The 12408-nt window shown below is 71.8% G+C and carries 10 protein-coding genes and 1 pseudogene; 5 read left to right on the forward strand and 6 right to left on the reverse strand.

Going from position 1 to position 12408, the window contains the following annotated elements:
* Positions 1-6: 6 nt before the first annotated feature.
* The gene (locus OG624_RS14650) at positions 7-1491 is read right to left on the reverse strand and encodes a nucleobase:cation symporter-2 family protein (protein ID WP_237545276.1); all 1485 of its coding nucleotides are present in this window, start codon (positions 1489-1491) and stop codon (positions 7-9) included.
* A 614-nt stretch (positions 1492-2105) separates the two neighbouring features.
* Positions 2106-2801 carry a TerB family tellurite resistance protein gene (locus tag OG624_RS14655; protein ID WP_033224712.1) on the reverse strand — a complete coding sequence of 232 codons (696 nt, stop codon included), beginning with the start codon at positions 2799-2801 and terminating at the stop codon, positions 2106-2108.
* Between the two features lie 171 nt (positions 2802-2972).
* Between OG624_RS14655 and OG624_RS14660 the strand changes: the two genes are divergently transcribed.
* Entirely contained in the window at positions 2973-3731 is a 759-nt protein-coding gene (locus OG624_RS14660; protein WP_371639491.1) for an SDR family NAD(P)-dependent oxidoreductase, read from the forward strand.
* An 84-nt stretch (positions 3732-3815) separates the two neighbouring features.
* On the opposite strand, the gene leuA is transcribed toward OG624_RS14660, so the two are convergent.
* Positions 3816-5579 carry a 2-isopropylmalate synthase gene (gene leuA / locus OG624_RS14665; RefSeq protein ID WP_033224714.1) on the reverse strand — a complete coding sequence of 588 codons (1764 nt, stop codon included), beginning with the start codon at positions 5577-5579 and terminating at the stop codon, positions 3816-3818.
* 366 nt (positions 5580-5945) lie between these two features.
* Between leuA and OG624_RS14670 the strand changes: the two genes are divergently transcribed.
* From OG624_RS14670 to OG624_RS14685, 4 genes are all read left to right on the forward strand, one after another.
* The gene (locus OG624_RS14670) at positions 5946-7022 is read left to right on the forward strand and encodes a M4 family metallopeptidase (protein WP_033224715.1); all 1077 of its coding nucleotides are present in this window, start codon (positions 5946-5948) and stop codon (positions 7020-7022) included.
* A 9-nt stretch (positions 7023-7031) separates the two neighbouring features.
* Positions 7032-7301, forward strand: coding sequence for a protealysin inhibitor emfourin (locus tag OG624_RS14675; RefSeq protein WP_371639492.1), 270 nt, complete (start codon positions 7032-7034; stop codon positions 7299-7301).
* 52 nt (positions 7302-7353) lie between these two features.
* On the forward strand, positions 7354-8172 hold the full coding sequence (locus OG624_RS14680; protein WP_371639493.1) for a GNAT family N-acetyltransferase: 819 nt from the start codon (positions 7354-7356) through the stop codon (positions 8170-8172).
* Between the two features lie 103 nt (positions 8173-8275).
* Positions 8276-8947 carry a class I SAM-dependent methyltransferase gene (locus OG624_RS14685; protein WP_033224718.1) on the forward strand — a complete coding sequence of 224 codons (672 nt, stop codon included), beginning with the start codon at positions 8276-8278 and terminating at the stop codon, positions 8945-8947.
* Between the two features lie 114 nt (positions 8948-9061).
* Here OG624_RS14685 and era read toward each other — a convergent pair whose 3' ends face one another.
* The 3 genes and pseudogenes from era to OG624_RS14700 all read right to left on the reverse strand — a co-directional run bounded on the left by era (position 9062) and on the right by OG624_RS14700 (position 12357).
* Entirely contained in the window at positions 9062-10012 is a 951-nt protein-coding gene (gene era, locus OG624_RS14690; protein WP_030384631.1) for a GTPase Era, read from the reverse strand.
* Positions 10013-10507: 495 nt separating this feature from the next.
* Positions 10508-11065, reverse strand: a pseudogene (locus OG624_RS14695) (WxL protein peptidoglycan domain-containing protein); the annotation flags it as partial.
* The gene (locus OG624_RS14700) at positions 11062-12357 is read right to left on the reverse strand and encodes a beta-xylosidase (RefSeq protein WP_033224755.1); all 1296 of its coding nucleotides are present in this window, start codon (positions 12355-12357) and stop codon (positions 11062-11064) included. The pseudogene OG624_RS14695 and the gene OG624_RS14700, both read right to left, overlap by 4 nt.
* Between the last annotated feature and the right edge of the window lie 51 nt (positions 12358-12408).

Below are 12408 nucleotides of genomic sequence, written 5' to 3' on the forward strand. Positions count from 1 at the left end.
GGAGGGTCAGGAGGCCGGGGTCCGGGCTTCTTCGCCCTCACCCGACGGGGCCGGTCCGGCTGCTGCGGAGTCCGCGCTGTCCCCGGCCGCCGCCACCTGGGCGGGCAGTTCGACCTTGGGGACGTCGTGGGCGCCTTCCTTGCCCAGGCCGTTGAAGACCAGGTTGAGGACGATGGCGGCCGTGGCGCCGAGGGTCACGCCGCTGTTGAGCAGCGAGGACAGGTCCGGGTCCATGTGCTTGGTGAAGAAGACCGGGACGGTCGCGGGGAGCAGGGCGAAGGCGAGGGAGACGCCGACGATCAGCGCGTTCTTCTCCTCCTTCAGGTCCACCTTGGCCAGGGTCTGGATACCGGCGAGGGCGACCATGGCGAACATGACGGTCGCGGCGCCGCCGAGGACTCCGTGCGGGACGGCGGCGACGATCGCGGCGGCCTTGGGCAGCAGACCCAGGACGATCATGAAGACACCCGCGGCGACCACCACGAACCGGCTCTTCACCTTCGTCATCCGCACCAGGCCGACGTTCTCGGCGAAGGCCACGTACGGGAAGGAGTTGAGGACACCGCCGAGGGCGGTCGCGGCACCGTCGGCACGCAGGGCGCGGGCCACGGTCTCGCTGTCGACCTCCTTGCCGACGATGTCACCGACGGCGTAGGTGTCACCGGTCGTCTCGACCATGGTGATCAGCATGACGATGAGCATCAGGACGATCGGGAACCACTCGAACTTCGGGGCACCGAAGTGGAAGGGGGTGGTGACGCCGATCCACTCGGAGTTGCTCACGTCGCCGAACTTCGCGTCGCCGAGCAGGAAGGCGACGGTGGTGCCGACGACCAGGCCGAGGAGGATCGAGATGCTGGAGAGGAACGGCTTGCCGATCTTCATCAGGATCAGGATGAAGAGCATCGTGCCGCCGGCGTAGGCGAAGTTCTTCGGGTCTCCGAAGTCGGGGCTGCCGAGGCCGCCGGCCGCGTCGTTGAGACCGACCGGGATCAGGACGATGCCCAGCACCGTGATCACCGTGCCGGTCACGACCGGCGGGAACAGCCGCATCACCGTCCGGAACGCCTTGGCCGGTAGCCAGGCGAAGGCGAAGGTGGCGATACCCGCGGTGATCACCGCGCCGTAGATGACGAGCAGGGCGGCGGTACCACCGCCGGCCCCGAGGCCGATGGCGATCATCGGGGAGACCGCGGTGAAGGTCACGCCTTGGATCAGCGGCAGGCGCGCGCCGATCCGGCCGATGCCCCAGGCCTGGATGATCGAGGCGATACCGCAGGTGAAGAGGTCCGCGTTGATCAGGTAGACCAGCTGTTCAGGGCTCAGCTTCAGCGCGTTGCCGACGATGATCGGGACGATCACCGCGCCGGCGTAGAAGGCGAGTACGTGCTGGAAGCCGTACAGCGCGAGCTTGGGGAGGGGGAGCACCTCGTCGACCGGGTGCGTGCTCTGCTCTCCGTCGGTGGAAAGCCGGGCGGCGACACGTGCCATCTCAGCCTTGCCCTTCAAGGTAGGTAAGTGAGAGGAGATCTGGTTATCCCTGGGCGTAGTGGGTCGCTAACCCGTTGGTACGCCAGGGTTGTCAGTGCGTTCACGCTGAGGTGAATCGAAGCCGCGCTGTGTTGACGGCGCCGTCTTGTCGTGTGACCGGAATTGAACGCCTGTGGGTGGCGCCACACATATCGTCGACTTCGACAAACTGTTGACGTTCAAACCCGTCGGATCTGTAGGTTTCTCCAGTGGTGCGCAGTCCTCGGCGGGGGGTATGCGCACAGGGGTGCGGAGCCGGGGCCTCCTACCGCGCGACCGTGAAGCGCATACACCGTGACGTGCGCATACGGCCTTTGCAGCCCTTCGTACGGGCAAACTCGAAGGCCCTGTTCCGACCGTCCGACTGGTGGACACATCGGGCACCGAGCATGCGCCCACGCCGTTCACACGACGTTCACGCGTCCCGAAACAGGCCCTGCGAGGCCGGATCGTTACGTCGCGGAGGCCCGTTTCGGACGGAAGGGGCCCCTCCGGAGTCCACGGTTCGGACACACAGCGGCCCCGCGCGAGGAATTCGCGCGGGGCCGCTCGTGCGGGATCCGTGGCACACCCCCTCAGGGAGCACGTACCGCCGACAGCAGTCGGGTCACCTCGTCGGTGTCGATCCGCAGCGCCGAGCCGACCGTCGCGAGCACCTCGCGCTCGGCCGGGGTGTACGGGCCGTCCGCGAGCGCGATCCGGGCCCCCTGGAGCAGGATCGATTCACGACCCGGGCCGGCCAGGTGCGGGGCCAGCGGTTCCAGCGACTCGTGGAGCTCTATCGACAGCGCGGCCCCGCAGCACTCCGGGACGTCGTACAGGCCTTGCCGGCCCTCGTCCGTGGACAGCGCCTCCACGAGGGACTCCAGCTGCTCCTCGGTGCACTCCTGGAAGCCCGCGGCCCGTACGGCGCCCACGGCGGCCTCCAGCGCGCTGCGCGAGGCCGTCCCGCCCGCGGTGAGCACGGCCAGCGCCACGGTGTGCACGGCATCGCGCAGGAGGGCCGTGAACCGGGTCGTGGTGAGGTGGTCCAGGACGTCGGTGGCGAAGCGCGCGCGGCAGCCCTGGCACTCGATGACGGGACCGGCCTGCCCGCGGGGCAGCAGCGGCACCCCGAGAACGGTGAACCGGCGCCGCCCGGTCCGCCTGCGGTAATTGCGGTCGCCACCGCAGGCGGGGCAGAAGAACTCCCCGTCACCCACGGTGCTCCAGGTGGTACGGGTGCCCCAGACCGTCAGCTTCCGGCCGTCCCCACCCCGAACTGGCAGCACGTCGCACCTCCGTAACCTTCCGGCAACATCGCCGGGTTGGCGTGATGTTAGCCACATCGATGAGGATGCGTCAGTCGTGTGACAAGACAACATGTCCCCGGCCCCGGACTTGGCCGGTCTGCGTCCCCGACGTCCCCCCACCCCCCGCCCGCTCCCCCTAGGGTTCGCCGCATGAACGAGAAGTCCTGTCTGGTCACCGGCGCCGCGAGCGGGATCGGCCGGGCCACCGCCCTGCTGCTGGCCCGTTCCGGGGCCCGGGTGACCGCGGCCGACATCGATGGCCCCGGGGTGGAGGCCCTCCGTACGGAACTGGCCGCCGAGGGGTACGCGATCACCGCGGTCGCCGGTGACGTCGCCGATCCGGAGGCCAATCGCGCGATGGTCGCGGCCGCCGTCGAGGCCTACGGGCGCCTGGACGTCGCCGTGGCGAACGCCGGGGTGCTCCCCCTCTCCGACGTACGGGAGACCCGTCCCGAGGACTGGGACCACGTCATGGCCATCGACGGCCGCGGCATGTTCCTGACCTGCAAGTACGCCATCGAGGCGATGACCGCGCAGCCGCGCCCCGGTGGGGCTCTGGTCTGCGTGTCGTCGATCTCGGGGGTGGCCGGGCAGGCCCGCCAGGCCGCGTACGGGCCCGCGAAGTTCGTGGCGTCGGGGCTGACCAAGCACCTCGCGGTGGAGTGGGCCGCGCACGGGATCCGGGTCAACGCGGTGGCACCGGGAACCATCCGTACGGAGCGGGTGATCGCGCTGCGGGACGAGCCGGGCGGGCCGGAGTACCTGTCGGAGATCACGGGGGCGCACCCGATGGGCCGGCTCGGGGAGCCGGAGGAGGTGGCCCGCGTGATCGCCTTCCTCGCCTCGGACGCGGCCTCCTTCGTGACGGGCGTGATCCTGCCGGTGGACGGCGGCTACCTGGCCCGCTGAGCCCGTCCCCGCGCCGGCCCGCGAGGGAACGACGGAGCCCCGCCGCCTTCCCGCAGGAGGGCGACGGGGCTCACGTACGAGTGGTCAGCGGCCCGCGCGGTTGACGGCGGAGATGACCGCCTTCAGGGAAGCGCGGGTGGTGTTGGCGTCGATACCGATGCCCCACAGGACGCGGCCGTCGATCGCGCACTCGATGTACGAGGCGGCCACGGCGGAGGCGCCCTCGCTCATGGTGTGCTCGGTGTAGTCCAGCAGGCGGGCGTCGATGCCGATGCCGGCCAGCGCGTCGAAGAAGGCCGAGATCGGACCGTTGCCGGTACCGTCCAGGACCGTCTCCACACCGTCCACGACCGCCTCGACGGTCAGGGTGTCCGTGCCGTCCTTGTCGGTGGCCGTCGAACCGGAGCGCAGCTGGATGCGGCCCCACGGGTTCTCGGGGTTGGGCAGGTACTCGTCCTCGAAGACCGACCAGATCGCCTTGGGCGTGACCTCTCCGCCCTCGGAGTCGGTCTTGGCCTGGATGATCCGGGAGAACTCGATCTGCATGCGGCGCGGCAGGTCCAGCTTGTGGTCGTTCTTCAGGACGTAGGCGATGCCGCCCTTGCCGGACTGCGAGTTGACCCGGATGACCGCCTCGTAGGAGCGGCCGACGTCCTTCGGGTCGATCGGCAGGTACGGAACGGCCCACTCGATGTCGTCCACGGTCTTGCCCAGGGCGGCCGCGTCGGCCTCCATGGCGTCGAAGCCCTTCTTGATGGCGTCCTGGTGGGAGCCGGAGAAGGCGGTGTAGACCAGGTCGCCCGCGTAGGGGTGGCGCGGGTGGACCTCCATCTGGTTGCAGTACTCGCTGGTGCGACGGATCTCGTCGATCTGCGAGAAGTCGATCTGCGGGTCGATCCCCTGGGAGAACAGGTTCATGCCCAGGGTGATCAGGTCGACGTTGCCGGTGCGCTCGCCCTGCCCGAACAGGCAGCCCTCGATGCGGTCGGCGCCGGCCATCAGGGCCAGCTCGGCGGCGGCGACGGCGGTGCCCCGGTCGTTGTGCGGGTGCACGGAGATGCAGATGTGCTCGCGGCGGGTCAGGTTGCGGGCCATCCACTCGAAGCGGTCCGCGTGCGTGGACGGCGTCGAACGCTCCACGGTGGCGGGCAGGTTCAGGATGATCTCGCGCCCCTCGGCCGGCTGCCAGACGTCACAGACGGCCTCGCAGACCTCCAGGGCGAAGTCCAGCTCGGTGTCGGTGAAGATCTCCGGGCTGTACTGGTAGCCGAAGGTGGTCTCGGGACCCAGCAGCTTGTCGGCGTACTCCATGACCAGGCGGGTGCCGTCGACGGCGATCTGCTTGATCTGCTCCTTGGAGCCGCGGAAGACGACCCGGCGGAAGGTCGGGGCGGTCGCGTTGTACAGGTGGACGGTGGCGCGCTTCGCGCCGACCAGGGACTCCACGGTCCGCTCGATCAGGTCCTCGCGGGCCTGGGTCAGTACGGAGATGGTCACGTCGTCCGGGATCGCGCCCTCTTCGATGATGGAGCGCACGAAGGCGAAGTCGGTCTCGCCGGAGGAGGGGAAACCGACCTCGATCTCCTTGTAGCCCATGCGCACCAGCAGGTCGAACATCTCGCGCTTGCGGGCGGGGGTCATCGGGTCGATCAGCGACTGGTTGCCGTCACGCAGGTCGGTGGAGAGCCAGCGGGGGGCCTTGGTGACGCGGGCGTCCGGCCAGGTCCTGTCCGGGATGTCCACCTGCTCGTACGAGCCGTACTTGTGGATCGGCATCCCGGAGGTCTTCTGGGTGTGGGTCGCGTTCGTGATGGGCGTGGGGCGACCGACAAAAGGCTGCTGGCTCATGGCGTTGGGCTCCTCGCGTGTCCGCGTGTAGTTCGCTGGGACGGCCGACGGCGGTAGTGAAAACCGCAACACCGAACTCCGCGGGGAGGGGGTCGGCCTACGACTACAGACCCTCGCCGCGGCAGCTAAGGAGAAGCAGCCCGAAACGCATGATGGGCCGAGCCTAGCCGAGCCGCGCCGTTACGCGAGGACCTGTTTCAGTATGCAAGACCCGAGGGTCCGATTTGCCCCAAATGTAAGCCAAGACTCGTTTACTCCCACCAGGTCCGGTTGTTCCGTCAATCCGGCGTCACCGCTTTCAGACAAGTGAATGAATCATGGTCGCAGGTAGTGACAGCGTCATGACCCACTGCCACATTGCCGGGCATGGATGCCTCCCACACCCACCGCCATCACCCCGTCTTCTGCACCGTCGTCCCCCCGCACCTCCTCGACAAGGCCGCCCGCTCCGAGGACTCCCGCCGCGCCGACCTCGCCCAGCGCACCCTGGAGCGCGACTCCCTGCTGCGTACCCGGCGCCGGGTCACCGCCGTCCGGGGAGTCGTCCCCACCCTTGCCGTGACGGCCTCCGACGATCCGGACCGGACCGTCTACGACGCCCAGCACCGCACCCGGCTGCCCGGGAAGAAGGTCCGGGGCGAGGGCGACCCGCTGAGCAAGGACGCCACCGTCAACCGCGCCTACGCCGGGCTCGGGGCCACCTACGACCTGTTCCTCAAGGGCTTCGGTCGGCGCTCCATCGACGACGCCGGGCTCCCCCTGGACGCGACCGTCCATTACAGCGAGGACTACAACAACGCCTTCTGGGACGGCCGGCAGATGGTCTTCGGCGACGGGGACGGGGACCTCTTCCTCGACTTCACCGTGTCCGTGGACGTCATCGGGCACGAGCTGACCCACGGGGTCACCCAGTACACGGCGAACCTGATCTACCGCGGCCAGTCCGGCGCCCTGAACGAGTCGATGTCCGACGTCTTCGGCTCGCTGATCAAGCAGTACTCGCTGGAGCAGACCGCCGAGCAGGCCGACTGGCTGATCGGGGCCGGCCTCCTCGGTCCCGACGTGACCGGGGTCGCGCTGCGCTCGATGAAGGCGCCGGGGACCGCGTACGACGACGACGAACTCGGCAAGGACCCGCAGCCGGCCACCATGGACGACTACGTGAACACCCACAGCGACAACGGCGGCGTCCACATCAACTCCGGCATCCCCAACCACGCCTTCTACATCGTGGCGACCGAGCTGGGCGGCAAGGCCTGGGAGCGGGCCGGACAGATCTGGTACGACACCCTGACCGGCGGACAGCTCGCCGAGAACGCGGACTTCGCCGACTTCGCGCGGCTCTCGACGGCGGCGGCCGTGACCCGGTACGGGGACGGCGGCGCCGAGCACCAGGCGCTCCAGAAGGCGTGGTCCGCGGTGGGTGTCCCGCTCGCGGGGTAGAGGGCTCCCATGCGCATTCAGGTGGTACGGACGGGCGGCTTCGCGGGCATCGAGCGCCGGGCCGAGGTGGACACCACGGGCCGGCCGGACGAGGACGAGTGGCGGGCCCTGGCACAGCTCGCGTTGCGGCCCACCCCGCCGGGCGACCCGGCGGACCGGGTCCGGGACGGCTTCTCGTACCGGATCACGGTGGACGGGCGGACGGTGGCGTGCGCGGAGCCGCACCTGTCGGACGCCCAGCGGGCGCTGATCTCGCGCGTCCTGAAGGAGGGCGCCTGAGCCGGCCGGGAAAGAAGGTGCCCGGTCGGCGCCGCTTTGTTTGGATGGCCGAATGACCAACCACATGATCGATTCGACGCTGTCCGAGCTGGAGCGGTACTACGACACGGTGCCACGGGTGGGCGGGGCCCGCGCCGAGGACTTCGGCCCGCTGACGCTGTTCGTCCAGGAGGGCACGGGCTGGCCGTACTACGCGCGGCCCACGCTCGGCGGCCCCGAGGCGACCCGGGCCGACGTGGAACGGGTCTGGGAGCGCCAGCGTGAGCTGAAGGTGCCCGAGGCCTTCGAGTGGGTGGCCGAAACCAGCCCCTCGGTACGGGCCGCGGTGGAGGCCGCGGGACTGCGGGTCCACGCGCACCCCCTGATGGTCCTGGACCCCGCGGCCGAGGCCCTGCCCCCGCACCCGGAGGTCCGTCTGCTCGACGCCGACGATCCGCTGCTGACCGCCGCGGTGACGGTTCCGGCCCTGGCGTTCGCGGCCCCGGGAACGGCCGTGGGCGAGGCCGGACCCGCGGAACTGGCGGCGGCGATGACGCAGCCGGCGGCCGAGGAGGGCAGGGCGCGCGTGTCCGGCAAGCTGACGGCGGGCACCACGGCCCTGGCCGCGGCCGTCCGGGACGGCGTGGTGCTGTGCGCCGGCCAGTACAACCCGGTCGGGGACGTCGTGGAGGTCGTGGGCGTCGGCACCCTGCCTTCGGCCCGCCGGCAGGGACTGGCCCTCGGGGTCACGGCCGCCCTGGTCGCCCTGGCCCGCGAGCGCGGGGCCCGTACGGTCTTCCTCTCGGCGGGCGACGAGGACGTGGCCCGCGTCTACGCCCGCATCGGCTTCCGCCGCGTGGCCACGGCTCTGATCGCCGAGCCCGCGGAGTGACCGCTTCGGATTCCTCTTTGCCGGGTCGGCAACAAAGTTTGCCGTAGGGCGCCGGGCGGGCGGAGCATCGGCCGCACCGGCACCCGTACTGGAAGAGGGACCCATGACCGAGCACACCCACACGCACGCACACTCCCACGACTACCCCGCCGACGCTCCGCCCGCCGGGGAGGCCTTCTGGGACGGCCGCTACGGGGAGAGCGACCGGATCTGGAGCGGTGAGGCCAACGCCATGCTGGTGCACGAGGTGTCCGCGCTCGCCCCGGGCCGGGCCCTGGACCTGGGGTGCGGGGAGGGCGCCGACGCCGTCTGGCTGGCCCGCCGCGGATGGACGGTCACCGGGACCGACATCTCCGGGGTCGCCCTCGGACGGGCGGCCGAGCACGCGGCACAGGCCGAGGTCGCGGACCGGATCGCCTTCGCCCGGCACGATCTGACGGAGTCCTTCCCGGAAGGGGAGTTCGACCTCGTCTCGGCGTGCTTCCTGCACAACTACGGGGACTTCCCCCGGGACGCCGTCCTGCGTGCGGCGGCCTCGGCCGTGGCCCCCGGTGGCACCCTGCTGGTGGTCGGCCACGCGGGCTGGGCTCCGTGGCAGGAGGAGCGGGAGGAGGCGCACTTCCCCACGCCCGAGGAGGTCCTCGCGCAGCTGGAGCCGGTCACGGCGGGCTGGGAGGTCCTGCGGGCCGAGGAGACCGAGCGGGTCCAGAACCAGCCCGACGGCACGCCCGGGACCCGTACGGACAACGTGGTGCGGGTGCGCCGGCCCGCCTAGCCGGACGGACCGACGGAGGGACGGAACGACAGAGGGACGGAACGACGAACGGACGCGGCCCCCGTGCGGGGGCGGCGTCCGTTCGTCGTGTCGTCGCGTGGTGCGGCTCGCGCCTCAGAAGCCGAGCTTGCGCAGCTGCTTGGGGTCGCGCTGCCAGTCCTTGGCGACCTTCACGTGCAGGTCGAGGAAGACCGGGGTGCCGAGCAGCGCCTCGATGTGCTTGCGCGACTTCATCCCGACCTCCTTCAGACGGGAGCCCTTCGGGCCGATGATGATGCCCTTCTGGCTCGGCCGCTCGATGTAGACGTTGGCGTGGATGTCGAGCAGCGGGCGGTCCGCCGGACGGTTCTCGCGCGGGATCATCTCCTCCACGACCACGGCGATGGAGTGCGGGAGCTCGTCCCGTACGCCCTCCAGCGCGGCCTCGCGGATCAGCTCCGCGACCATGACCATCTCGGGCTCGTCGGTGAGGTCGCCCTCCGGGTACAGCGGCGGGCTCTCCGGCAGCAGCGGCGCGATCAGGTCGGCCAGCAGCTGGACCTGGGTGTCGCCGACGGCCGAGACGGGAACGATCTCGGCCCACTCGAAGCCGAGCTCGGCGCCGAGCTGGTGCACGGCGAGGAGCTGCTCGGCGAGCTGCTTGGACTCGACCAGGTCGGTCTTGGTGATGATGGCGATCTTGGGGGTCTTCTTGATCCCCGCGAGCTCCTTGGCGATGAACTTGTCGCCGGGGCCGAGCTTCTGGTCGGCCGGCAGGCAGAAGCCGATGACGTCGACCTCGGCCCAGGTGGTCCGTACGACGTCGTTGAGGCGCTCGCCGAGCAGGGTGCGCGGCTTGTGGAGGCCGGGCGTGTCGACGAGGACGAGCTGGGCGTCGGGGCGGTGCACGATGCCGCGAACGGTGTGGCGGGTGGTCTGCGGCCGGTTGGAGGTGATCGCGACCTTGGTGCCCACGAGTGCGTTGGTGAGGGTCGACTTCCCCGCGTTGGGGCGGCCGACGAAGCAGGCGAACCCCGCACGGTGCGGGGCGGTGGACTCGGGGGAACGATCGCTCATACGGGCCATTCTCCCCGATGCGGCTCCCAGCGCCGACCAGATCACGGCGACGAGGGCCGGCACAGCCGTGAGTGAGGGGTACTCGGCGAGGTCCGCACGGCCCTGAGCTGTGGTTCCGTCGGCCCGGGCGCGCACGGTGACCTCGGCCCATTCCGCTCTGGGCGCGCCCTCCCAACGGGCCCCGAGCCGTACTTCCTGACCCGGCAGCAGTTCGGCGGGCAGCCCGCCGAGCCGCTGGGCGTGGAGCGAACGGCCGAGGGCGCCGGTGGCGGTGAGGGTGGCCCCGGGGCGAAGGGTGACATTGCCGATGTTGTGGAGCGTGTACGAGATGTCCGCGCCGGAGCCGCGACGGTGGACGGTGACGTCCCGGACGGTGAGGGCGGGGGCGGTGGGGCCGGTCACCCGTAGGTACAGCCGGGCGGCGACGGCCCGCTGTACGCCGATCCCCCGGCCGGTGTCGGCCGCGGCGGCCGGCCGTTCCTCCAAGGCCACGACGGCGCCGGGGTGGTCCCCCGGTTCCGCCCGGTCGGGGACGGTGAGGGTGAAGCCGACGGCGACCGACGCGCGGGCCGCGACGGTGACCCGGTCCCGGTCGAGCTTCGCCCACGCGGCGGTGGTCAGCCGCGGCTCGTCGGGGCCGCGCAGGGCGAAACCGCCGTCGCGGGCGGTGTTGTAGGCGTCGGCGACGTACAGCCGGAAGGTGCGGGGTCGGTCGGTGCGGTTGGTGAGGGTGACGGCGTCGGCGACGGACCGGCCGGGCGCGGCGGCGAGGTAGAAGTAGGGCCGCTGCCCGACGGTGTTCGCGACGGGCAGCACGGACCACTGCCCGTCGTCGGCGGTGGCCGTCCCGGCGGATCCGCCGAGGAAGATGCCGCCGAGCAGCGCCGCCGTCGCCACGCGGAGCCGCCCCCGCCGCGCCGACCCGGTCCTCAAACGCCGGACGGGCCGAGATGCGGCCCCGCCGGCGTGCGAGGCGCGGGGTCCGGGGCGGAGCCCTGGGAAACGGAGAAAGGGCGGGGCGGGGAGAGCTCCGCGCAGCGGCAGCCGCGGGCGGCCCGTCACGACAGGGTCAGGGTCAGGACCGCCGTGTACGCGCCCGGCGGGGTGTACGGCGGCACCCGCAGGGTCACCGTGGCGTCGACGGTGAAGGTGCCTCCGACCGACGGCGCGTCGGGGGTGGAGGCCAGGAGGGCCCCCTCCGGCCCGACCACGCCCGCGCTGCCCGCCGTACAGACGCTCCGGCTGCCCGCCGCGGCCACGCACGTCGGGGTCCAGGACAGGGAGGCGCCCGGGATGCGGATCCCGCCGGGGCCGGTGAAGTCGGTGACCTTGCCGATCAGGGACCAGCCGGCCGGGCCGCCGCGGGCGTCGGTCACCGTCACCGTCCCGATCCGGCCGGGCGCGGCGCCGCCGTCGCCGTACGGCACGGCGCCCAGGGTGATGTCCTCGCCGGTCTGGGTCATGCCCAGGACGCCCGGCTCGACGGTGGCCGTGACCTTCCGGACGGTGGGGGCCGGCGGCGCGACGGCGTCGATGACCGTGTAAGCGGCCGGCCCCGAGCCCTGGCGCGCCGACCAGGCGGCGCCCTCGTAGGCGATCACCGCGGTGGTGGCCCTGTCCGTGACCGGTAGCTCGACCAGGGCCGTGCCCCGTTCGTCGGCGGTGGCGCTCGCCCGGTCGGCCGTCTCGGCGGCGCCGGCCCGCCCGGCGACCGTGACGACCGCGCCCGGCGGGAAGCCGGCGGCGGTGACCTCGACCTTGGCACCCGGCCGGCCCTGGGCCGCGCCGAGGAAGACGCTGCGCAGGTTGGCCGTCGGCAGCGCGGTCGCGGTCAGGCGGGCGGAGACGGGAGCGGTGGACGCGGCGTCGGGGGTGCAGAGGGTGTCCAGGTCCAGCAGGTGGCTGGTGTGCAGGGTGTAGCCGCCCGGGGCGAGCGTGGTCTCGCCGGGTGCGGTGACGGTGAAGGTGCCGGTCATCGTGACGGCGGGGAGGGCCGCGCCCGCCGGGACGGGGTCGTTGCGCTTGGCCCCGACCACGGTGACCTCGCCGCTCTGGGCGCCCGCCAGCAGGATCCGGCCGGTCGGGGTCAGCACGTCGGCGGGGAGTTCGCCCCCGACCGGGTTGACGGCGGGGGTGCGCACCACCTGATAGGTGACGGTGACGGTGTCGCCGACCTGCGGGACCGGGTTGTCGACGGTGATCCGCGCGGTGGTCGGTCCGTCCGCGGGCGGGAGCCCGGCCTCCTGGGGCGCCGGGCAGTGGGTCGGGAAGTCCACCTGGCCCGGGGGTGTCTCCCCCTCGGCCGCGGCGGGTGCGCCGAGCGCGCCCCCGGACGTGGCCGCCAGCACGACCAGGCCTACGGCCGCCGGCCATCTCCGCTTCCGCGCCCCAGTTCGCACTGCCCG

The sequence above is a fragment of the Streptomyces virginiae genome, assembly GCF_041432505.1.
Classification (GTDB): Bacteria; Actinomycetota; Actinomycetes; order Streptomycetales; family Streptomycetaceae; genus Streptomyces; species Streptomyces virginiae_A.

Excerpts from the sequence above, each read along its gene's own strand:
- leuA (WP_033224714.1), bottom strand. The coding sequence starts at position 5,579 with ATGAGCCAGCAGCCTTTTGTCGGTCGCCCCACGCCCATCACGAACGCG.
- OG624_RS14680 (WP_371639493.1), top strand. The coding sequence starts at position 7,354 with ATGACCAACCACATGATCGATTCGACGCTGTCCGAGCTGGAGCGGTAC.
- era (WP_030384631.1), bottom strand. The coding sequence starts at position 10,012 with ATGGCCCGTATGAGCGATCGTTCCCCCGAGTCCACCGCCCCGCACCGT.
- OG624_RS14675 (WP_371639492.1), top strand. The coding sequence starts at position 7,032 with ATGCGCATTCAGGTGGTACGGACGGGCGGCTTCGCGGGCATCGAGCGC.
- OG624_RS14685 (WP_033224718.1), top strand. The coding sequence starts at position 8,276 with ATGACCGAGCACACCCACACGCACGCACACTCCCACGACTACCCCGCC.
- OG624_RS14650 (WP_237545276.1), bottom strand. The coding sequence starts at position 1,491 with ATGGCACGTGTCGCCGCCCGGCTTTCCACCGACGGAGAGCAGAGCACG.
- OG624_RS14670 (WP_033224715.1), top strand. The coding sequence starts at position 5,946 with ATGGATGCCTCCCACACCCACCGCCATCACCCCGTCTTCTGCACCGTC.
- OG624_RS14660 (WP_371639491.1), top strand. The coding sequence starts at position 2,973 with ATGAACGAGAAGTCCTGTCTGGTCACCGGCGCCGCGAGCGGGATCGGC.